The organism is Rania fehmarnensis (genome assembly GCF_056494185.1).
Map to the genome: position 1 here is coordinate 7,363,002 of NZ_CM151398.1, position 23,651 is coordinate 7,386,652.

At 54.9% G+C, this 23,651-nt stretch carries 13 protein-coding genes and 1 pseudogene; 8 read left to right on the forward strand and 6 right to left on the reverse strand.

Annotation, left to right across the window (positions count from 1 at the left end):
* Positions 1–34: 34 nt before the first annotated feature.
* Positions 35–913 (reverse strand): bifunctional methylenetetrahydrofolate dehydrogenase/methenyltetrahydrofolate cyclohydrolase FolD, encoded by an 879-nt coding sequence (folD, locus tag SH573x_RS25050; protein WP_479350781.1) that lies wholly within the window; start codon positions 911–913, stop codon positions 35–37.
* A 175-nt stretch (positions 914–1,088) separates the two neighbouring features.
* Between folD and SH573x_RS25055 the strand changes: the two genes are divergently transcribed.
* From SH573x_RS25055 to SH573x_RS25065, 3 genes are all read left to right on the forward strand, one after another.
* The gene (locus SH573x_RS25055) at positions 1,089–1,880 is read left to right on the forward strand and encodes a (Fe-S)-binding protein (protein ID WP_479350783.1); all 792 of its coding nucleotides are present in this window, start codon (positions 1,089–1,091) and stop codon (positions 1,878–1,880) included.
* Between the two features lie 68 nt (positions 1,881–1,948).
* Complete coding sequence (locus SH573x_RS25060) at positions 1,949–3,265, forward strand: SMI1/KNR4 family protein (RefSeq protein ID WP_479350784.1); 1,317 nt, start codon at positions 1,949–1,951, stop codon at positions 3,263–3,265.
* 11 nt (positions 3,266–3,276) lie between these two features.
* Positions 3,277–4,530: a competence/damage-inducible protein A gene (locus SH573x_RS25065; protein WP_479350786.1), complete on the forward strand. Its 1,254-nt coding sequence runs from the start codon at positions 3,277–3,279 to the stop codon at positions 4,528–4,530.
* Positions 4,531–4,607: 77 nt separating this feature from the next.
* On the opposite strand, the gene SH573x_RS25070 is transcribed toward SH573x_RS25065, so the two are convergent.
* On the reverse strand, positions 4,608–4,907 hold the full coding sequence (locus tag SH573x_RS25070; RefSeq protein WP_479350788.1) for a putative quinol monooxygenase: 300 nt from the start codon (positions 4,905–4,907) through the stop codon (positions 4,608–4,610).
* Positions 4,908–4,996: 89 nt separating this feature from the next.
* On the opposite strand from SH573x_RS25070, the gene SH573x_RS25075 reads away from it, so the two are divergent.
* Complete coding sequence (locus SH573x_RS25075) at positions 4,997–6,205, forward strand: thiolase family protein (RefSeq protein WP_479350789.1); 1,209 nt, start codon at positions 4,997–4,999, stop codon at positions 6,203–6,205.
* Positions 6,206–6,221: 16 nt separating this feature from the next.
* Here SH573x_RS25075 and SH573x_RS25080 read toward each other — a convergent pair whose 3' ends face one another.
* On the reverse strand, positions 6,222–7,409 hold the full coding sequence (locus SH573x_RS25080; protein ID WP_479350790.1) for a BRcat domain-containing protein: 1,188 nt from the start codon (positions 7,407–7,409) through the stop codon (positions 6,222–6,224).
* Between the two features lie 367 nt (positions 7,410–7,776).
* Here SH573x_RS25080 and SH573x_RS25085 point away from each other — a divergent pair, with 367 nt between their 5' ends.
* From SH573x_RS25085 to SH573x_RS25095, 3 genes are read left to right on the forward strand one after another with little or no spacing between them, the layout of a single operon-like run.
* Positions 7,777–8,214, forward strand: a complete 438-nt coding sequence (locus tag SH573x_RS25085) for a TadE/TadG family type IV pilus assembly protein (RefSeq protein ID WP_479350791.1) — start codon at positions 7,777–7,779, stop codon at positions 8,212–8,214.
* Entirely contained in the window at positions 8,211–9,308 is a 1,098-nt protein-coding gene (locus SH573x_RS25090) for a vWA domain-containing protein (protein ID WP_479350792.1), read from the forward strand. Before SH573x_RS25085 ends, SH573x_RS25090 begins: the two co-directional genes overlap by 4 nt.
* A gap of 11 nt (positions 9,309–9,319) precedes the next feature.
* Positions 9,320–9,811, forward strand: a complete 492-nt coding sequence (locus tag SH573x_RS25095; protein ID WP_479350793.1) for a TadE/TadG family type IV pilus assembly protein — start codon at positions 9,320–9,322, stop codon at positions 9,809–9,811.
* 53 nt (positions 9,812–9,864) lie between these two features.
* Here the strand turns inward: SH573x_RS25095 and SH573x_RS25100 are convergent, their stop codons facing one another.
* Entirely contained in the window at positions 9,865–10,062 is a 198-nt protein-coding gene (locus SH573x_RS25100; RefSeq protein WP_479350794.1) for a YgaP family membrane protein, read from the reverse strand.
* A gap of 750 nt (positions 10,063–10,812) precedes the next feature.
* Here SH573x_RS25100 and SH573x_RS25105 point away from each other — a divergent pair.
* Positions 10,813–12,639: a phosphatase PAP2 family protein gene (locus SH573x_RS25105; RefSeq protein WP_479350795.1), complete on the forward strand. Its 1,827-nt coding sequence runs from the start codon at positions 10,813–10,815 to the stop codon at positions 12,637–12,639.
* A gap of 199 nt (positions 12,640–12,838) precedes the next feature.
* Here the strand turns inward: SH573x_RS25105 and SH573x_RS25110 are convergent.
* Together SH573x_RS25110 and SH573x_RS25115 are read right to left on the reverse strand one after the other, a co-directional pair.
* Positions 12,839–13,147 (reverse strand): annotated as a pseudogene (locus SH573x_RS25110) (ISKra4-like element ISRma1 family transposase); the annotation flags it as partial.
* Positions 13,148–13,200: 53 nt separating this feature from the next.
* Entirely contained in the window at positions 13,201–23,595 is a 10,395-nt protein-coding gene (locus SH573x_RS25115; RefSeq protein ID WP_479350796.1) for an RHS repeat-associated core domain-containing protein, read from the reverse strand.
* Positions 23,596–23,651 lie beyond the last annotated feature (56 nt).

A 23,651-nucleotide genomic window follows, 5' to 3' on the forward strand; every position in this document is an offset into this window, starting at 1 on the left:
ACGTGGTGCCCAACGAAACGCTTGACGCGTTCCGCTACGGGTGCTGGGTCCGGGCGGCGGTGAGGGTGTTGCGAAGCAGCATGGCAATGGTCAGCGGGCCTATACCTCCGGGCACAGGGGTGATGGCTGAAGCGACTGATTGCAAGCCCTCAAAGTCAACATCTCCGACTAACTTGTCGCCGACGCGATTGATGCCGACATCGATGACAACCGTGCCCACGCGAACCATCTCGGCGGTGATAAACGCGGGTTTACCGACAGCCACGATTAAGATGTCCGCCAGCCTGGTCAGTTCAGCCAGATCTCGGCTTTGGCTGTGGCAAACCGTGACCGAGGCATTGGCAAAGCGTGGTCCGAGTCCATAGTCGCGTTGCATGAGCATCATGGCCATCGGTTTGCCGACTATATCGCTGCGTCCGACCACCACGACATGCTTGCCGCTGGTTTCAATATCGTAGCGGGCCAAAATCTGGGCTACGCCATGCGGCGTGCAGGGCAAATAACGCGGTCGACCTTGAGAGAGCAGACCCACATTTTCAGGCGCAAAGGCATCCACGTCCTTGAGTGCCGAAACCGCATCGAGTACCGCTTGTGCATCGATATGCCGCGGCAGTGGCAATTGCACCAAGATGCCATTGACGGCTGGGTCATGATTCAATTCCGCCAGCAGATCCAAGAGTTGTTTAGTTGAAGTGCTCTCTGGCAAGCGAGCCAGGCGGCTGTGAATGCCCACTGAAGCGCAAGCCCGCTCCTTATTTCGCACGTAGACCTGGCTGGCCGGATCGTCGCCCACCAAAATTGCTGCAAGAGTGGGCGAGTGACCGCTGGCGGCCTGTAACTGGGCGACTTCTTGTCGAATCTCCGCGCGAATGGCCTCTGCGGTTGTTTTGCCGTCGAGTAGAATTGGGGACACGAGTGAATCCTGTTAGAAACAAAGGAGTTGCAACTCCTTTGTTCTAGCGTCTCGTATCGAAATCGTCATCTCCCCCTCCGCCTGGCAACGGTGTCCGCGGATGCCCTTGCGGCATTCTTGGTGAACTAGTAGAGCCCGGAGTTGTACCGCGTTGATCCGTCGAGATTGGTAAGTTATGCGTGTTGGCTTGTTTGTGCCGTGTTACATCGACCAGTTCTATCCCGATGTAGCCATGGCTACACTTGAGATCCTGGAAAGCCAGGGAATCGAAGTCGTCTATCCCGCGGAGCAAACGTGTTGTGGTCAGCCTATGGCCAACACGGGCTGCATCGATGATACGCGACCACTGGCGTATCGGTTTGTCGAGCTCTTTGGCGACTTTGATCATGTCGTTTGCCCGTCGGGTAGTTGCATCTCGATGGTGCGCAATCACTACGAAGGCTTGTTTCATGACGACGCGCGGTTCGAACGGATGCGCGAGCACACCTGGGAGCTGTGCGAGTTTTTGGTGGATGTCTTAGGCATCGAAAAACTACCGGTTAAATTCCCGCATCGCGTGAGCTTGCACTCGAGCTGTCACGGCTTGCGCGAGTTGCGATTGGGCGCATGCAGCGAGCGTATGGGACCGCAGAATGACAAAGTCCGCCGGCTATTGCAGAACGTCGAGGGTATTGAATTGGTCGAACCGACGCGTGTCGATGAATGCTGTGGCTTTGGTGGTACGTTTGCCGTTGCCGAAGAAGCGGTCTCGGTACTGATGGGCATCGACCGGGTGGCAGATCATATCGCCGCTGGCAGTCAAGTCATGACCGCAACCGATACTAGTTGCTTGATGCACATGGAAGGTATCATCCGGCGTCGTCACCTCCCGCTGGCAACGATGCACATCGCACAAATTCTAGCTGGTCGCCCGCTGCCACAAGTTCCACAATCCACTTCGCCTGGCAGTTCCACAGCCGGCCCTTAGTTTGCATACTATCGGTCGCCGTCCGCCTCATCCCAATATCTTTTTATGGCCCCTGCGAAAGTTACTCTATGGCGTCCAGCGCCTGGGAACGACTAGCCGAACGTTACGCACTAGGCGAAAGCCCTCAGTGGCGCCAATGGTTCGATGTCGATTCCCAACGTGGAGTACTGTCCGGTCCGTTTCGCGCTGTGGTAGATCCGCTCGATCTTTGTCAGCCAGCTCCGCTGGATATCTGGCCAGGCTTTATGTTGCCCGATAGCCTGCCGGTGGTCGGCAATGATTACGGCGACTGGTGGTGTATGCGTGTCGGCCCGCAAGGTGAAATCACTGAGGTTATTCAGTGGTCCCATGGCGGAGGCGATTGGTTGCCGATCGGACAGTCGATGGCCGAGGCGGCTCTGTGGGACTTTGCTCAGCATTGGCGGGCTCCGGCTATCGCTGTCGAGCAAGCTGCCTACGAATATCCAACTCGACCACAGATGCCAGCCATCCAAGCCCAGGATCATAACCTGCTCAAGGCCTGGCTCTTGGAAGTGCTCGGCAGCCCCACGGAGATCGAGCAGTTATGGAACATGCTCAGCGCTGGCAACTATCGTCAAGCGCTGGAACTGTTGGTTCGGCAGGCGTGGGCCAGCACGGCAGCGATCTGTGAACTGGTGGAGATTGCACTGCAAGGTCAATTAGCCAGATTGGCCGATAGTCGCTTGGCAGTGCACTGTGGCATCAACTGGGTTCCGGAATACACGAGTTGGCTATTCGATACAGCTCGCATTCCTGCCCAGGCCCAGCAACTCATTCGCGAGGCTGCGGCCGACGCGCAGTTCGACCAGGACTGGGAAACAGCTGAGCACTGGACCAACTTACTCGCCAGCCACCGTCGCGACTTGAGCTGGCCGGGCGATATTGCGGGCTGGGCTGCCCTACGTCGGGGCGATTACACAGCAGCAGCTCACAAGTTCTTCGACAATCGGCATGCATCGGCCTTTACCGATCAATCGGTGCGTCTGCGCAGCCACTGGTTCGCGGAACACTACGGCAAGTTCTCGGTTGCGCAACTGGCCAAGTTGAAGGACCACCTCAGCGACGCTCAGGTCAACGATCCCTATCTGCAGTTGTTGTGGCACGAACCGATTAGTCGAACGCGCACTGCGATTCGCGAGTACTGGTTAACTCAAGCTCGGCAGGCGATGCAAGGCGAGCAATACGCCGATGGTTATCGGTTTTACATGCTCGCCGGTTGGGATTTGGGCGCCGAGCGTATGTCGGATTACCTCGAGATCCTGGACGGTTTAGTGCGCAGCGCGACGCACTGCGGGTGGACCGCGCGAGCCGCGGTGGCCGGTGTCCACGCCGAATGTTTGCGCAGACGTCTGAACATTAGATAAGGTGAGTACTAGTGAAGGCCGAGATAATTTCTATTGGAGATGAAATGACCAGCGGTCAGCGACTGGATACCAACAGTCGCTGGCTCAGCCAACAGTTGGCCGATCTGGGTGTTACCACAATTCGTCACACCACCGTAGCCGACGACCTCGATGCGAACATCGAAGTCTTTGCCAGCGCCGCTGGGCGAGCGGACATCGTGGTGGCCACGGGAGGAATGGGGCCAACGTTAGATGATTTAACGCGCGACGCATTGTCCGCCGCCTTTGATGCTCCGCTAGAACTCGACCAGCCATCACTGACGCACATCGAAGGCATGTTTGCCCAACGCAAACGCCCAATGCCCGAGCGCAATCGCATTCAAGCAATGCTGCCCCGCGGGACCGCGGTTATTCCCAATCCGCATGGCACTGCCCCTGGCATCGATATGACAGTAGCGCGAGCTGGTACAACACCCAGTCGCATCTTCGCTTTGCCCGGCGTGCCAGCAGAGATGGTCGAGATGTGGAACTGTACCGTCAAAGGGCGCATTGAACTAATGCTCGGCCCGGATCGTTCCCAAGTCATGTTTCATACCGTGAAGGTCTTCGGCATCGGCGAAAGTGATGTCGAAGTACATCTGCCCGATATGATGCGTCGCGATCGTCATCCACGCGTCGGTATTACCGTCAGTCGCGCTACGATCTCGCTGCGCATCGTTGCCGAGGCGCGTTCCCAAGCAGAGTTTGATGAACTGATCGCCCCGACAGTCGCCGAGATCCAAGCGGCCTTGGGTGTATTGATCTTTGGTACCGGCGACGACGAACTGGAACACGCCGTCATTAGAGAGCTTCGACAATGCAACTCCAGCCTGGCTGTGCTGGAAATTGGTCCTTGCGCGCTGGCCGGCAACTGGTTGTTGGCTGCACTGGAAGGGGAGGATGCCGGTCGGGTGCGCGTCATGTCTTTCGACTCGCTCTGGCAGGCTCAGCAGAGCATCGCACGTCTGACCCATGCCGATGTAGATTTAACCTTGCCCGACTTGGCCAGAGCGGTGGCTCACCTGCTTGGGTGCGATATTGGCATGGCCTTTGGTACTTATGCATCGCCCTCTCAATTGCAAACTCGCCGTCCCGCAACCGATGTCGACGTGGCCCTCAGCGGCGCAGGTTTGCCCACCGAGGTTCGCTCGCGCCCCATCATTGGTCACCCCGACATTCTGAACGATCGCGTCGCCAAGTCCGCCTTGGATACGCTGCGCTTGGAACTGCTCAAACGACGGCTCTAGTAGCGGAACGCGTCAAGCGTTTCGGAATTTGCACGGACTACGAAACGCTTGAGGCGTTCCGCTACAGGGAGATGCTGTTAACTGATGTCCCACACGCCTATTTGTTTGGATTCCACCCAGTCGGCTATCTGACTGCCGAACTGGGCAAAGTGAGCAGTCGTGCGATGTTTTTCGAAGAAGGCTGCGCGATCATCGTAGGTCTCGTACAGCAAGACCATATTGGGACGTTCGGGGTCAAAACTCACGTCGAACTGATGGCACCACGGCTCCTTTTCAAGCGAATTCTTGGCCTGCAAAAGGACCGCCTCGCGAAAGTCGGCAACATTTTCGGGTTTGACAGTAAACATCACGCAGACAGCACATGTGGGTTTGGTCATCGATGATTATCCTGTAGGCGATTGATCTCGTACAATCCGCCAATCATATCTGACTCGTGCTTCGACACAAAGATGACAGTCCACTTGCCATGACTCATGCCCATATCATTGCCGCCGTTCGTACGCCACAAGCCAAGTTCTTGGGCAGCCTGTCCAGTTTGTCCGCAGCTGCCCTGGGCGCGCACGCCATGCGAGCGCTCAATCAGCGCGCAGGGTGGGACCCGTCCACGATCGATCAGGTGATTATGGGGCAAGTCGTATCGGCCGGTGCAGGCCAAGCCCCCGCGCGACAAGCCGCGACGCAAGCAGACCTGCCGCCCACCGTCGGTGCCGTCACGGTCAACAAAGTCTGCGGCTCGGGACTGTATGCAGTGATGTTAGCCGACATGGCTATTCGCGCCGGCCAGTACCAGCGCGTGATCGCTGGCGGCATGGAGAGCATGAGCCAGGCGCCGCATCTGATGAGTAACTCGCGAACTGGTTGCAAGTTTGGTCCCAGCGTCTTGCGCGATGCGCTGGAAATCGATGGTCTGCACTGCGCGTCCAGCGGGCAATCGATGATCAACATCGCGCAGCACCTGGCCTGGGACCAGCAGATCTCGCGCGACGATCAAGACGCTTGGGCTCTGCGTAGTCATCAACGAGCCTGCGCGGCCCAAGCAGCCGGCCAATTCCAAGCGGAGATCGTCGAAGTCGTTGTCGAAAGCCGAAAGTCGCCGTCGAGAATCCAACATGACGAAGGCCCTCGCTCCGACTGTTCGCTTCCGTCGCTATCCAACTTGCGCTCGGTCGCGACGCTCACCCATCGAGACGAGACCACCGGCCATTATGTTGGCTCAGTCACTGCGGGCAATTCCTCGAGTTTGGCCGATGGTGCGGCTGCGGTGGCGGTGGTGGATGCGTCGACGGCCAAGTCCTTGAACCCAAGTTGGGCATTTCGCATCGTGGCCCATACGACCTTCGCCGGTCCCCACGAGCATCTGTTTACCGCACCAGCCCATGCCATCACCCGCTTGCTAGAAAAGACCGGTCGATCGCTGGCCGATATCGACTTGATCGAAATCAACGAAGCTTTCGCTGCGCAAATTGTGGCTTGCAAAAACATCTTGAGTTTGGATAGCGACAAAGTCAACGTGCATGGCGGGGCCATCGCTTTGGGTCATCCCCTGGGATGCAGCGGCACGAGAATCCTGGTGACGTTGATCCATGCCTTGCTGGCAGGCAATCTCAGCACCGGCATCGCCGCTTTGTGTCTGGGCGGAGGCGAAGCGGTGGCGATGCTGATCGAACGCGTCTAAGCAGTGTCGCCACGTCCTACTGACCAACGATGGCGTTAGGGGTCGGTAGCGATAGGTCATTGGGCAAATCGGGCACGATTGTGCGCCGAGCCTGTTCGTCTTTCAAGCCGTTGCCGTCTAGAAACGCAAATGTCACTCCTTCGTCTTCCGATATGGCCAGCAAGTAAGACTTGGAACGTACACGGCGCTCACGCACACTCATCTCGCTCGATACCGGCACGACGGCAAAGATCTTGTTGTTATTGCGTTTGACTGTCACATTGTTTTCAACTTCATAGTTGTGAATAACAGTGCCGGTCGTTTTCATGGCCTCGAACGCTTTGCGAGTCGTAGCCACCAGTCCAGCCCGGCCGCCCATGCGCTTCAACAATCCGTGATAGGTTTGATCCGCAATGAATTCGTAATCACCGGCTATGGTAGCTTTGCCAAGAATTTGAGCTTGCTCGATCACACGCCGCGTCATCCCGTTGTATTCGCCACTGGTATCAGGTGCAGAGTTGGGGGTCGCGCTATTCGTGCTGCCTGCACTGGCCATCGGCAACGAATCAACCCGCGATGGTTGAGGTGTGGTCGCGGGTACGGGACTGGATGGTAAGGCACTAATCGGAGCTGTGCTGTTGGACGCATTGCTGCTCACCCCACCCAACGGACTGATGGGACTCACGCTATTGCCTGCAGCCGTTGTAGGCGGCAGCGCTGTGGTGGGTGGTAAATCCGAGGCCGTATTCGATGCGAGAGTTGAAGAACCAAAGTCCAACCTCGATATCAGCGTCGTGACAAAGATACCTAAACCTATCAGCAAACCGATCGACAACAGCGAGACGGTGGCAATGATGAAAGCTTTAGGGCTGAAAGCGGATGCCGGCGCCGGTGGCGGCGTATATGCAGAACCTGCGTAGTTACCATAGCCATAACCAGCTGCCGGTGGCAGTGGTTGATACTGTGGTGCGGGGGCTGGTTGATGTTGAGCGGGCTTCTTGGGTATCTTCTTGATTCGCTTGGGGCGAATTGGCTCGGGCGTAGGTTCGGCCTCGTCGACTTGAACCAATTGAATATGAGTCGGTTCAACGACTGGTTCGGGAACGCGAGCCGTGAATTCGTTTCGACATCGCGGGCAGTGCACATCGATCAATTGTTGCTGGTCGACCTTCAACTCGATGGCCGCTTCACAATCGGGGCATTTGACTCGGATGCGCCGTTCCATAACTATCAACTGCTCAAAAACGCGTGAGGGGAATCGCCAGTAACTGAACCTGTATATTGTAACCCACCAATGTGAGAGACAAGTCGAAATTTCCTGTGGGACAGGTTGCCGGGCGTGTCGACTGGAAATTTGTGCCACGCACATAAGCTGAACGCTACGGGCCGGAGACGTCGCCCACGTTGCATACCCCTGTGAAAAACTCTGCAACACGCAAGCTGAGACGGCTGTGGCGATTGCAACGCCCTCCCGCAGTGGGGGAATGATGGAATCGCGGCTCAAGTCCACTCCCGATGGGTTTTGTGTGTACTAAACTTCCAAACGCCCCAGCAGAGTGTTTCGGTTCATTTGTGGAAGTGGGGCAATTCTTGTGGCCAAGCGATGCTCGCAGCCAAAATCCTTTGATCAGCGCAGTCGTCGGCGGCACCGACTCACCGGGGCCGCGATTATCGAGATCGCCCTGACGCTCCCGATTTTGGTACTGATCAGCCTGGCCACGGTCGACACTTGCAAAGTCATCTTCGTTAAGCAGAGCGCCAAGATCGCGGCCTTTGAATGCGCACGCATCGGCATCTTGCCCGGCGTTACCAGGGCACAACTAACTCGGCTGTGCGACTCCATCATGACTCGCCGCAACGTCAGCGCCGCTACGATGTCGCTATCGGTAAACGAATTGTCACAACTTTCCAAAGGTGACCTACTGACAGTGAGCGTGTCGGTACCAGCCGACAGCAATGCGCTGAGCACCTCTTGGTTCTATCGTGGTCGCACGTTCAACGAATCGGTTTCAATCTTGGTGGAACAATGAGCCTCCGACGGACACTTTCTATTGATCGTCGTGGTGGTGCGTTGCTGGTCATGACTGGCATTCTGATGGCCACCATCGCCTTGGCGGCGTTGGCTATCAATGTGGCCTACATGCAGTACACACGCACGGAACTTCAGATTGCGACCGACCTGGCTACGCGAGCCGCGTGTCGAGCCTTGGTCGATTCAGGCACCGAGTCAGCCGCGTACGCCGGCGCGCAGCGGCTGGCCAATGTTAACAAAGTTGCGGGCAAGGTCTTGTCGGTCGAAGCAGGAGATCTCGAACTGGCTGCCGCTACTCGAATGAGTGCCGCCGAGAAATACTCTTTCACCAAAGAGGATCATCCCAATGCCGTGCGCTTCAGCGCGAACTTCTTTCAGCGGTCGCGCAACGCTTTGCCGATGCTGATGCCCGCATATTCGATGTCGACTCAATTCAAACCATTCAAAGAAGCCACCGCCGCGCAGGCGGAACTGGACATTGCTATCGTACTGGACTGTTCAAGTTCCATGCTCAGCCCCGCAGGCACTAATTCACTACCCGAAGGGCTGCTCGTCTTGCCTCTGCCGGTGCCGCCTGGCTCGCGCTGGAGCACCGTGCGGACCGGTATACAAGCCATGCTCAATACGTTCCGTCAATCTCCACAGCACGAACGAGTGGCCTTGACCACCTTTAACAATGTCTCGCTGCTCAACACGCCACTGACCAGTCAGTATGCGTTGATCGAATCCGGCCTGGCGGTGCATAGTCAACTTTACACTGGCGGTCGGACAAGCATCGGCGATGGACTCAACAGCGCTGTCACCATGTTGAACATGAGAGGCCTGGCCAGACCTTGGGCATCGCGGGTCATTTTGTTGGTCTCCGATGGCCGAGACAACTTTGGCCCCAATCCGTTAACCGCTGCCCGCAATGCTGCTGCCGGGCAGATCATGATCTACACGCTCAGCCTGGGCGTCGATGCGAATCGGGTTCAGATGAAACAGATCGCCGACTTGTCTCACGGCAAACATATTCACGCCGAATCAGCGGACGATTTTGTACAGCTGATCCAGGATGTCAACGAACACTTGCCAATTCTCATCACGCGCTAGTCGACCACAACATGTTGAAACGAAATATTGCCCTCCGCTATCGACGATCGCACTCTACCGGTGCGCTGCTAGTGGAACTAGCCCTGCTGTTGCCGATCATGCTGATGATGTTGGCCGCGTTTCTTGAGCTGTCGCGGGCTTGGATGCTGAAGCAGTCAGCCGATTCCGCGGCTTACGAAGGGGCTCGCGCCGCGATCGTGGCCGGGGCCTTGCCATCAGAAGCCCGCACCGCCAGCGAATCGCTGCTGCGAGCTTCAGGCGTCAAGTCATGGCGGATCGATGTTAGCCCCAGCGAGTTTACCGAAACGACCGCCCTGGTCAGCGTCACTGTCAGCATTCCCATCAACGGCAATACTTGGATCGCGCCGTTCTTCTTCAAAGAGACTCATGTCACCAGCAATGTCATGCTGATCACCGAACGCCCCGCCGCCATTCAACTCTCCGGCCTGGACGGAGCCAGCAGCGGCCTGCTAGGCATTAGCGCTCTAGGACTAGGGCTTTGAAGATTTACGATTGATGATTGATGATTGTCTATGTGGCTTTGCTGGAACCAGCGCTATTGTTTTGGTATGCGGCAAGTGCTCAGGCCTAATGGACAATAAGCTGGGCAGAATCCAATAGCACCGGTCAACAGAGGAACCACGCCAAGGTACCCCCAAGGTGTCTGCGGACCAATGAAGACCAGGGCCAGCAATCCAGCTCCTGCGAGGATTCGTATAGCTCGATCAATATTTCCAACATTTGACTTGATCATCGTGCTCTCCTGAACTGTTTTTTGCCCAATACATAAGGATAGAGCCGCGATAGCCGAAAAAGTTACAAGTGCGCATCTGCGTAGTTGTATTTCATGACTTCGCGGTCACCTGCACATGGCGATCGAGTATTCATGGGGATCACCCTGAAATTGCGACGCCGCCGCAGATGAAGGGAGCCTGATTACTTTACGCATAAAGCAAGAGCTAACCGCAGGGGCCCCCAGATGCAGTCATGGGCCTTACCGTCTTCGCGAGTTACCTCATACCCGGGAACGCGAGGTAATGCTGCAAACTCATACCTTCGTATCCAAGATACAAAGGCCTTAGGGTGGCACTGGCTATGCGCAGCATTGCCAGTGCATGGAACGAAGTGGAGCGGTTGGCCAGCCTGCTGAGCTGCCAATGTAATCGAAGTTGTGCACGCACCTTTGAGGGGACGCCATTGCGACCGTTTTGGTCTTTCGGGAGTGAACCACTGCCTAGGTGCTCACATGTTCAGCAACCGAGGCTAACGCCTACGGCTTCGCCTTGGTCTATGCAACCGAAAGACCGAATATGCAGTGGCACGACTTAAAAGCTGTACGGCCCCTTCTCCCCCAATAAGTGCCCTAATCCCGAATTGGACGTGTCGACGTGCTTAGGCAGTCACCAGAGAAAAATGAAATACGCATCAGTTCGCGTCGCGCCTCAGGGTCAGACTATAATAACTAGCTGCCGAATTGACTTGCGGAACCAGCGGAATTTTCCTTATGCGCATCAAGAGACCTAACGCATGTCGAAAACTAGACTCGGAAACGCTGGAGTGTCGACATTTATTGGCCGGCGATTGGCACAATTCCTCACTGCAATGTGATGTTGATGCATCGGGATATGTCTCGGCGCTCGATGCCCTCTTGGTAATCAACGCGATTAATGACGCTGGAAGTCATGAATTACCGGAGCGGCCGGACGGTGCGGCGCCGCCCTTCTTGGATGTTTCGAACGATGAAATGCTGTCACCCCTTGATGTGCTGTTGATCGTCAACACCCTCAATAATGCTCTGCCGGATGTTCCGCTGGCCCTGAGCATTGATTCGGCCAGCGACCCGAACGGCAACGGTTTGGTAACTGGCGATCGATTGCGATTGCTTGGGCAAACATCGGCCTTTGCCCGAGTCTCGCTTAGCAGTGACAGAGCTACCGCGCCGCATGCAGGCGCTTGGGCGCTGCGAGCCGATCAGAGTGGACGTTTTGTATTCGAAGTACCCATGGAGTTTGGAGTCAACCGTTTCCAAATCGAAATCGTAGATGAGCTTGGCCGGATCAAAGCGGCGACGCGAGAACTACGACGCGGCGATATTGTCACGGATTGGAATGCGGCAGTACTGAACGTGATTCGCGAGTGGTCGACCACTTCGAATGATCCCTACCAAAATCGAATAGTAACAGCGCGACCACCCGAAGTAGCTCGCAATCTGGCCATGATTCACGCGGCCATGTTTGATGCCATCAATGCGACCGCCGGTCAGTATGAATCGTATGCTTATACAGGTTCGATCGTGAGTGACGCCTCGCCAGTCGCCGCCGGTGCATCGGCGGCTTACCGCGTGGCAGCAGCCTTGTACTCAGCGTCCGATGAGTTGGCTGTGTGGAATGCGACGTTGGCCGAATCGCTCGCGACCATTCCCGACGATGCCGCACGCGCGAAGGGAATTCTGCTAGGCGAGTCAATCGCCCAAACGATTCTGGCGATGCGAGCCAACGATGGCAGTACTGCGACCACAGCATATGCATATGGAAGTGAGCCAGGTGCGTGGCAACGGACGCTTCCCGATTTCATTCCACCACTGTTACCACAGTGGCCTGCCGTGACTCCGTTTGTGATCGCCGATCCAATCGATTTTCGCGTCGAAGCCCCACCGGCGCTGACCAGCCCAGAGTACGCTGCAGCCGTGGACGAAGTCATGCGATTCGGCTCCGTCAACAGCTCTGAACGTACAACCGAACAAACAGAAATTGCGATCTTCTGGGCCGATGGCGGTGGCACAGCAACTCCGCCGGGGCATTGGAACCGCATCGCAACCGACGTTGTGAACGAGCAATCACTGACCTTGATCAACAGTGCGCGCACGTTGGCACTTTTGAATTTTGCTTTGGCCGACGCGGGTATCGTTTCTTGGGACAGCAAGTACACATACGATCTCTGGCGGCCCATTGATGCGATTCGCTTGGCTGAGACCGATGGCAATAGCGAAACCATTGCCGATGCGAGTTGGCTGCCCTTGCTGCGCACGCCACCGTTTCCTTCGTACACATCCGGTCACAGCACCTTCAGCGGCGCCGCGTCAGCGGTACTCACGCATCTGTTCGGTGACAACTATGCTTTCACCAGCACCACCGACGCCCACTCCGCCCCCGGCCAACGCCCGCTCGACGAATCGCTAATCGTCACCCGTAGCTTCACCAGTTTCAACCACGCTGCGCAGGAAGCAGGACTCAGTCGGATTTATGGCGGGATTCATTTTTCGTTTGATAATGCAGCAGGGCTAACGGTCGGTGCTGATGTCGGAGGCTATGTTGTTGATATGGCATTGTGAATTTCTAGCGAATTGCGCGAAAATGCAAGGAATGGAAAAGTGTTGAACACTGCCATGTCTCTCCAGAGATCAGAGCTGATTAAGGGAGCGTGACCGGCAGTCCGCAGGTTAACATGCAGGGTAGGCGGGCAATAGTCTGCCACCAATTGTCGGTGTGGATGTTGCTTTGATTAGTTCTGCGACTCTTTGTTGATGGAAAAGCTCGAACGTTAAGCAATCTTCTGGCACTTTCAAGCGTCCATATCATGCCACTACGTTCCATCCGATCTTTAACCAAGTGACCGCAGGCACCTTCAATGCCCCCTGTGGCGATTGGATAGCCTGACTTAAGATACAAGTCGTATTGCATGCGAGAGGGTTTTTCTGGAAGTAGTTGCAGATTTTTTCAAGCTCTCGAAGCTTGTCGCCCTTCAACTTTGAAGCGATCCCATTCGCCGTGAACCTCGGATGACAGAGGCGACGTCTCCCGTGAGTATCCTCAAAGTCGATCGCGAGTGAAGGTTTCGCGCTCGTACGCTCGTCGCACAGCAGTGCTGCGGCCTCCCGGACGCAGCTTGACTTTTATTCGTACTTGAAGGGGTTAAATCCAGGGAATGGAACGTGTGTGTCGGAAGCTCCCTTTCCTGGTTTCATCGTCGATGGGTCAATCGGTTGCCATTTTCCGTTCAACATCGGCTTTTCAAGTTTCCAATAACCTGTGGGATATTGGCTAGTTGCGGGTTGTCTTCGGATTCGCCAGCCAGGGGGAATGGTCAACGTGGGATTCTGATGAGGATTAGTGGGGGGCGTGAAATTTTTCGCAGGTTTCGGTTTTCTTCTCGGGACTTGCGACGCCTTAATCCCTCCCAATAGGCAAATTGCAACGTCATCGATGTTAAAGAATGCAGGCTGTATTTTTCCGGAACCATCATCCTCTTCTCGAAGACGTATAAACTCCTCCTCATGAACAAAATAATTTTGCAAATAAATGCCTCCCATTGCGATCCCCACCAAGACGACAAGATGCACTGCCTTTCCACTCGGATCCGTGAAACGGAGAGGCGCGTTTCGACCATAAATTGATGCATTTGGACCATCGGCGAAACGCCAAACATCTTCGCTTACAAAACGTGCAAGCTGTGAGTCGAAATATCTAGCACGGTTGAAATTAAGATTTGTCTCCGTATCAAACTCCCGACCTGCAAAACGAAAAGTTAGGTTTCCAAATGCCTCGATATCGCTAAGCAGATTACCGAAAACGTCATAGTCTAACAGCTGAATTTGGTCACCAGTTCGATTTACAACTGCTCTGATAGAACCCAAATGATCACTCAGGAACCATTGGAAAGAGCTAGTCTCTATCTCATTCACCAAGACTTGGTCTATCTCGGTGCCGTGTAGATATCGGGCTACTACCATTGTGCGGCCAGAAACGGGAATATTCGGTTCAACGAAAGCCAGTATTAAATTGTCGCGATCGTGAGCAAAATGAGTGATAATCGCATCAGCAGAGTTTGGTAGACTGGACTTCACTGACTTGGCGATTCGTCGGCCAAGCATATCATAAGTAAACCCAACTTCTTGCGTAGCTGCCCCACTAGAGTCTTTATCGATCACCGCAACCAGCCGATTTCGATAATCCCACTGAAACTCCCGCGTCGCACCGGTGGCGATTTCAGTGCGTAGGATCATGCTGCCTTCGTCGTCGTATTGGTAGTTGTAGGTGCCATCGGAGAGTAGGCGATTGGCGGGACCGGTGACGTAGCCGTCGCCGTGAAGATGCGAGTTGATACGGTTGCCGTTGGCGTCGTAGGTGTAGGATTCGTCGGGATTATCGGGGTCGGTGTGGTTGGCTCCCGTGAGCTGATCGCGATCGTCGTAAGAGTAGTTGGTGACTCCGTCGATGTCGGTGATCTGCGTGATGCGGCTGGAAGTGTCGTATTGATAATGAAAGAACGAAACGGCTGAGCCAGCGGAATTCAAGTGATCGATGCTGGCCAGGCGACTCATCGTGTCATAGGCATAGGCAGTGTTGATGACCAAGTTGGTACCTGACAAATCACTGTAACGGCGAATGTTCTGATACTGGCTGAGCGGGTTGTAAGTGAAATCAACACGTTTGTCCGACGGTAAAAACGCGATGTCGGTCGCTGCGGCCCCTGGTGCGGCGGTCTGAGTCAGCGTGGCCAAACGATTTAAGGCGTCGTACTGATAACCGGTCACCGCATTGGGAGTGCCTTCGATCGAATCGGTTACCGACAATACGTTTCCGACTGCATCGTAAACGTACCGAAGCACAACCTGAGGCGCACCGGGTGTGCCAGCGTTATCGACCGAAGTAACACGATCTTGCGCATCGTAGGTGTACGTCAACTCGCTGAACGCGTCCTTTACATGCACCAGGTTGTCGGCCAAGTCATAGTCGTAAAAAATCTGGTTACCGCCACCAACCCAAGTTTCGTTTACAAGACGATCGAGCTGGTCGTACTGATAGTTGGTGACGCGATTCAGCCGATCTGTCTTGCGAACCAGGTTGTCGACCGCGTCGTAATCATATCGAATCGCCTTTCCAAGCGGGTCGATCTCGGAGACTTGACGACTGCGTGCGTCGTAAACGAACGTGGTCGTGTTGCCGACTGGATCGGTCAGGCTGATCATGTTGTTGTCGAGGTCGTAAGCAAAACTGGTCACCCCGCCGTCTGGATCGATGGACCTCACGCGACGGCCGCGTACGTCGTATTCGTGACGCGTGCGATTGCCAAGCGGATCGGTGGTGCTGACCATATTACCGCCCAGGTCATATTGATACGTGGTGACACCACCTTGTGGATCACGCGATTCAATCATCCGATGCTTGCGGTCGTATTGGTATCGCCATACATTTCCGCGCGCGTCGGTCTGCTGAATCAAATTACCGAACGAATCATAGGCATATCGCGTTACGTTACCCACCGCATCACGCTCGAGAGTAAGCCGATCTCGTGAGTCATATTCGTATTCGGTCCGATTGCCGTTAGCATCCACTTGAGCCGAGATGTTGCCGAACGCATCGTACTCGGTCAGCATCACCGCTTGATTCGCAGTCCCCTTGGCGATCGTGATTCGCACTACACGGCCGAGTGCGTCATAGTCCCAGTCGCTCACCCGCCCCAGTGGATCGGTCATCTCGTCCAGCAGACCGCTGGCCGTGTAGGTGAAGGTAGTCACCTGGTCGTCGGTTTCGCTGCTGAGTAAATCACTCAAGCCCACGACAATGCGTGTCTGTAGACGATTACCATTGGCGGCGTCGACAGTGTGCAAAGTCTGACGCCCCAGTTCATCAATTTCCTCGACCAGTTGACTGAACGTCGGATCATAGGCGAAGGTCCGCGATTGCACTCGGGCTGGTTGCGGCTCTTCACCTTCACTACCGCCGTTTGGATTACGTTGGCCATCGCCGCCATCGGGGCCTTCACCGCCACCGCCGAACCCTGGCAAATTGGGAGCGTCCAGGAAACCACCGTTGCTGAGCGTGACAACACCGTTCCCAATATTGGACAAGACGGGTGCTTCAACACGCGCTGCACTGATGTTTAGATTCGTATCGTTGGCATCGAGCAGGTTGGTGAAAGTAAACGTACCATCCACAAAGCCAATCGTGCTCTCTTTCCAACTAACGATCTGGGAAATCGTCAAGTTAGCGTCGCCCGTAAGTTCTGCATTCACATCCTGTAAGGTGGTTAGCGCGGGCAACATGACAGTACCGCCATGGCGACTAAAAAGAGTTGATTGAAACCCAACACCGGCAAATTGCCCCATCCAAGTCGCTAACGATGTAAAGTCGATCAAACTATCTGCGTTATCGGCGCGCACTTCGACAGAATTCTCCGTAATGGCAACCACGTTGGGCAGCAACACTCGGCCACCAGTGGTGGCCACGATGCTTGTAGTGAAACCGAGCGAATTCGAATCGAGCGATGTCAGCGAGCTGAGGTCGAGCAGACCGCCGTCTTCGGATTGAAAGTGGCGATCGCCGTTAGAGCCGCCAGCAAAATATGTAGTGATAGCTGAAGGCAGGACGAAGCTCGTCCCCGCGCCTCGAACGAAGAATGAGGCCCCAGTGATATCCGCCAGCGAGGGTGTCGTCACTGAACTACCAGCGTTCAGTTCAAGAGCTGAATCGATCAAACTGGTCAGGCCACTCAAATCGACTACTCGATCGGCAACTAACAACCAGCTCTCGCGAAGGGTCGTGATCTGCGAAGTCGATAAACCACCCTCGCCAATCAGCTCAATATGAACATCTTGCACTGTTGCCAGAGCAGGCAGCATGACCGTTCCGCCATGGCGACTGAAGAGGGCCGATTGAAATCCAGAGTTGTTAAATTGTCCGGTCCAAGCCGCCAATGATGAAAGGTTGATCAGACTATCCGCGTCATCGGCGCGTACTTCGACCGAATTCTCCGTAATTGCCGTCACATTTGGTAGCAACACTCGGCCACCAGTAATGGCCACGATATGCGTCATGAAGCCAAGTGAATTTGAATTGAGCGCTGTCAGCGAACTCATGTCGAGCAGACCACCATCTTCGGCTTGGAAGCGGCGATTGCCGCTAGAGCCTCCAGCAAAGTAGGTAGTGATAGCCGACGGAAGAACCAAGCTCGTCCCTGCGCCGCGGACGTAGAACGATGAGCCAGTAATATCTGCCAGCACTGGTGTGATCAAGGAACTACCAGCGTTCAACTCAAGGGCGGAATCGATCAAGCTGGTGAGGCCGCTCAAATTCACTGCTCGATCGGCAATCAATAGCGAGCTCTCGCGAAGCGACGTGATTTGCGCAGTGGACAAATTGCCGGCACCGATCAACGCAATTTGAACATCTTGCATCGTGGTCAGAGCAGGCACAAGGACAGTACCGCCATGGCGGCTTGTCAACGCTGACTGAAACCCAGCATCGTCAAATTGTCCGGTCCACGTGGCGAGGGAGGTAAGGTCGATCAGGCTATCAACATCATCGGCACGTACTTCAACAGTATTATTTGTAAGGGCCGCCACGTTGGGCAGCAACACTTGGCCACCAGTAATGGCCACGATGTTTGTCATGAAGCCCAGCGAATTCGAATTGAGCGCTGTCAGCGAGCTCAAGTCGAGCAGACCACCATCTTCGGCTTGGAAGCGGCGATCACCGCTTGAGCCTCCAGCAAAGTAAGTAGTGATAGCCGACGGAAGAACGAAGCTCGTCCCTGCGCCGCGGACGTAGAACGATGAGCCAGTAATATCTGCCAGCACTGGTGTCGTCACTGAACTACCAGCGTTCAACTCAAGGGCGGAATCGATCAAGCTGGTGAGGCCACTCAAATTCACTACTCGATCGGCAATCAATAGCGAGCTCTCGCGAAGCGACGTGATCTGCGCAGTGGGCAAATTGCCGGCACCGATCAACGCAATTTGAACATCTTGCATCGTGGTCAGAGCAGGGACAAGGACAGTACCGCCATGGCGGCTTGTGAGCGCTGACTGAAACCCAGCATCGTCAAATTGTCCGGTCCAAGTGGCGAGGGATGTAAGGTCGATCAAACTATTAACGTCATCGGCGCGTACTTCGACAGTATTCTTTGTTAGGGCCGCCACGTTGGGCAGCAACACTTGGCCACCAGTAATGGCCACGATGTTTGTCATGAAGCCCAGCGAATTCGAATTGAGCGACGTCAGCGAGCTTAGGTCGAGCTGCCCACCATCTTCAGCTTGGAAGCGGCGATCACCGCTAGAGCCTCCAGCAAAGTAGGAGGTGATAGCCGACGGAAGAACGAAGCTGGTTGTTGCCCCTCGAACGATGAATGATGCTCCGGTGATATCCGCTAGTAGCGGTGTCGTTACGGAACTACCGGCATTCAGCTCAAGGGCTGAATCGATCAAACTGGTTAGCCCGCTCAAATCAACAGCTCGGTCAACGATTAACAGCCAGCTCTCGCGCAGCGATGTGATCTGCGCGGTGGGCAAGCTACCGGCGCCCCTCAGCTCAATATAAACATCTCGCAGAGAGGTCAGGGCTGGTGCAACGACACGTCCGCCATCGCGGCTGATCAGCGCTGACTGATAGCCTGCGTCGACAAACTGGCCAGTCCAACTGGTGAGGGACGACACATCCACCAGACTTTCCACATCATCGGCGCGCACCTCGACAGGGTTGTCCGTGATCGCCACTACATTGGGCAGCAACACTTGGGCCCCAGTGGTCGCTATGAAGTGAGTGAAAAATCCTAGCGAATTCGAATGGAGTACTGTCAACGAGCTCAGGTCCAGCAGACCACCATCTTCTGCTTGAAAGTAGCGATCTCCTGTAGTGGTTCCCGCTTGGAAAGATGTGATGGCAGCTGGCAAAACGAAGCTGGTATCTGAGCCACGGACAAAAAATGATGCTCCGGTGATATCCGCTAGTAGCGGTGTCGTTACGGAACTACCGGCATTCAGCTCAAGGGTTGAATCGATCAAACTGGTCAGGCCGCCCAAATCAACAACTCGGTCGGCGATCAACAGCCAGCTCTCGCGCAGCGATGAGATCTGCGCGGTGGGCAAACTACCGGCGCCCCTCAGCTCAATATAAACACCTTGCAATGAGGTCAAAACAGGTGCAACGACGCGTCCGCCATCGCGGCTGATGAGCGCTGACTGCCAGTTCCTTTCTACAAACTGTCCATTCCAACTGGCGAGGGATCCCAGGTCGACCAAACTCTCTACACCTTCGGCGCGTACTTCGACAGCATTTTCCGTTATGGCACCCAAGTTCGGCAGTAGAACTCGACCACCTGTGTTGGCAACAAAGCGAATCGTATAACCTTGTCCATTTGGAAAGAGTGTTGTCAGAGCGCTCAAATCCAAAAGTCCGCCGTCTTCGGCAACAAAGGTGCGATCACCCTCCGTGGCAATGGAGTAGCTCGTAACGGACATTGGAAGAACGAAACTCGAGTTAGCTCCGCTGACGGTGAAAGTTGATCCGATTATGTCCGTTACTCTCGGCAACTCAAGTCGCCCGCCAGAAACGACACGAAACGCTCCATCATAAAAGTGTTCTGCTCGCGAAAATCGAAGAAAGGCGCCATTCTCGGTTTGAAATTGTCCACCATCTTGCACATTCAGAAGCGTGACGTCAGCTTGCGGACCACTGGCGACGAAACTCGACTCCGGTGAAACGTGCAGTCGGGCAGAAACTAGAGACTCCCCCGTGAGCGTTAGCGAACCGCTCACAATGTTCAGTTCCTCATTTATAATGAGACGGTTGGCGGATGCCTGGGCGCTGATGGTTACAGTGACATTGGAATTCGCTAAGTCAATCAGAACATCGTCTTGAGGACCAGGGACTTCACCCGTGCTCCAGTTGCTGGGATCGTGCCAATCTCCGGAGCTACCGATCCACGTGACGTCGGCGTCGAAATTGATGCGGGAAATGGCGTCTGTAACTCGCGTCAGGTTGCCTCGATCGTCATATTCATACGATGTTAGGTTGCCGCGCCCGTCGAAATACTCACTAATTAAGTTGTCAGTATTGCGAATGCTCGAGAACACTTGACCGATGCTATCGGTAATGAGCTTGGGTTGCCCCGCTCCATCCAAGATCATATGGATGGCGTTGCCGTTGGAGTCAACGTAGTCTGCGGAGCGCTCGATAGATGGCAGAGGGGGTGTGACAGAATCGTCACCGATTTCTACGCGCGAAAGGCCTTTCGACTGCATAGGTCGTACAGTAGCCGTTGAGCCATCCGCGAAGGAGACACCAATCGCTCTTCCCAGTCCGTCGAAATGATCTTGGCCAACGTTTCCATTGGCGTCGGTCATACTGGTTGTGTGATGGTAGCTGTCGTAAGTCCAGGAAGTCTGCGAGCCATCAGGAGCAATGATACGAGTTAAATTGCCTGCCGAGTCATGACGTGTTTCAGTTCGGCGACCGTAGGGATCGATGATGGCCGAGAGTCGCGAGCCACTAAATTCGAATCGGGTCGTGAGCCCTACCGGATCGACGATCTCCGATATACGGCCATTGGTATACCGGTACTCAGTCACGTTGCCATTGCGGTCACGCTCGATGGCCAATTTGTTATCAGCGTTGAATTCGAAAACGGTCTGATCTTTGAGTGTACGGCGGAAAGTGCCATCGGGCATTTTTTCCATACGCGAAAAGTCGCCCGGTGGCGGATCATAAGCGGCACCCGGGCTTGATGGAGGTGTAAAACGTAAGCTCAAACCGCCGTCATCAATCAACAGCAACGAACCGTCGCGATTCTCAATGATATGCTGCAGGCCCGCGATTCCCCAGCCGCTGCCGAAAGGGCTCAGCGAGTAGTTGATAATCGGCATAAGCATCGGTGTGACCAGAGATGCACCAGAGGGTACGTCCCCCGCGCCAGTCGTCGTTACACCTACTTTTAATTCAAAGTCGTATTGGCCCGATGGAAAGTCTTGCATATTACCGATCAATGTGCCGCCCAGCTCTACTACTCCGCCACCGGAGCATGAAGGCAGGGACCAAACGCCCGATGCTAAAGACGTTTTTATGCCACCACCGCTCGAATTACCGCCGCCGGGAGAACTGCTTCGTGACGCAAGCAACTCGGCGGAAATCTTCTGATCGGCTCTGCCTAGTCCTCCAACTATCACACACTGAAGCGATGCAACAAAGTCTACTGCTGGCCGAACGTCTGCCCGCAGCGAATTGTAGGTCAGGTCAATGCTGCGAGATTGACCTTGAGACGAATAAGCAAATACCGTGTGTTTCTCGGTGATGGCACCATTGAAGAGATTAACACGGGAGGCTGAGGTAAAGTTGGGGTGACACTTCTGGCAGGGAGGATCAAAGAAATTTGCAATCACATCTGTAAGTCGCAATATCCACGCATGCCAACTACTATTGCGAATACCACCCTCGGTGGTTTCTATCACGCTCCCATCGGAGCTTACTGCCCCCGCGCCGACGATCTCGAATTCACCGGTCACGGGATTGATCGACCACAAGTCCATAACCGTGCCGGCCGGCCAACCAGCGCGATTGGGTAGCGATAAAGGCGCTGGACTGGCAAAGACCATCTCGCCAGGCTGAATGGTGACGACCAAGTCAGGGAGCAAGTTGTCTGGCAACGAGGCAGGGGTCAGCTCGCGAGGAACTTCGGTGATGGTCAGCTTGCCTGAAAATGGAGTGCCGGTTTGGTCCAACAGGGTACCGGCTTTAACCATTACCGAGGCACCAGGAATAGTTGCTGTCGTAACTAGTGTGTCTTGCGTGGGACTGACGGTCATTCCGTTGGCTATGTCCAACTTCGGCAAATAGATAGGCCGATAGATAATGTTCTCGTAACCGACAAAAATGTCGTGCTCGAGCACCAAAGGCAACTTCTCCGCGATGAACGGATAGGCCGCTGATGTTAGCAGCTCGCCGCGTACTCTGAGCGTATCTGCCGCTAGCGGACCACTTCCTAGGTCTAAGAGAAACGATCCGTCGGCACCCGTTAGTGCCTCAATGGCCCCAATTTCGACGCGCACTCCTACGAGGGGTGTTTGGTCAACATCCAATACCTTTCCACGAACGCGCGTCGTTGTCGCAGCGCTCGGCAATACGTTGATAGTCAATGACTGCGTCGAAGAAAGTAGGCCGTCGGAAGCGACGATCTGCAATTGATGAGTCCCGATATCACTTGGTAAGGGGGCGATCTTCAACACGCCTTCTCGATCCAAGAATACGTTCGGGGTTGACTCACTGAGGCCAATAGAAAACCGGATGTTGTCGCCGTCAACATCCGCAGCCGCAAGTTGCAGCGTTACAACCTCACCGGGTACGATGTTGATCGGGTCGATGGGCGAAAGTACGGGCGCTTGATTGGCCGCTCCCACTAACACTTGATAAGTAAAACGCAGCGGATTGACTCGAGCGTCGATCGCTATCAAGACTCTGTCCGTGCGAGCGCCGTGATCGAGCCCGCCGGAAGCGATCGCACCACGGAAGTTGATATACGCTTTGCCATTTGCGGTCTCACCTGAGACAGTCGAGCGAACAGAACTGGCGTCTATTTCCGGAAGTATGAGCACTACATCGCGTCCGATGGCGGGCCCTTCGTTTTCAAGGTAGACCTCAGCTGTAAAGACATCTTGCAGCACGTCATAGCGAAGGTTCTCAAAATGCGGAACAATGCTAGTGCTTTCTTGCAACGTGTTCAATTGAATCGCCGTCGAAGCCGCAGACAGGAAACTCAACGGGACAACGCCCCCCAATGAATTTGCATTTTCAATCACCACGTTCTCGAGCGGTGTAACCGTTAGACTCGATCCGATGTCATTGTCGGTGTTAATCAACTGCAATAACAACGCAGCATCCTGGATGGTTGAACCAGTACTGATGTCCAGTTCGAGTGTGCGGCCATCGAATCGAGCTTGCCCAGGAAGGAAATCTGCTTTCTTTCCAGACAGGGTAAAGAGAGCGGTGCCTGGCGTGCCGCGATCGACGATCGTCTCGCGAGAATATCGATCGACGATATAAATCGCAAAACTATCTTCGAGCGCGGAGCCTTCATCCGACAGGTCGAAGTTCGCATCTATGCCAAGACGTAGTCGCCGGACACCGCCTGACTCGCCCAGCTCAATCGGGACATAGATTTCTTTTACGCCAGCATCTTCACTGAGCAGATAAGGTGGCTGGGCCCTTCCGTTCGAATTGCTGCCGCTGTTAATATGATTGATCACCAGCAGGACATCGATAGGAGACAAGAATCGATCGCCGCTCGTGTCCGTGAGAGATTCTCCGCGAGTCGGTTGACCGCTCAGCGGACCACTTCCATTGGAGTTAATTTGGTTGATTCCCAAGAGCGCGTCGATCGGCGAGATAAACTTGTCGTCATTGACATCCAACGGATCCAACGCATTCTGCCAAAGTGAAGCCAGCAAGTTTCTGCGTTCGAGAGATTCGAATTGCATGCGGCGCGTTCTAGTCCGTTGAGACAATGAGCGGCGATTCATGGTGATTTCCAGACGAAAAGCGGCGGGAGGGTTAGGGCTAGGGCAGGAAAGTTCGA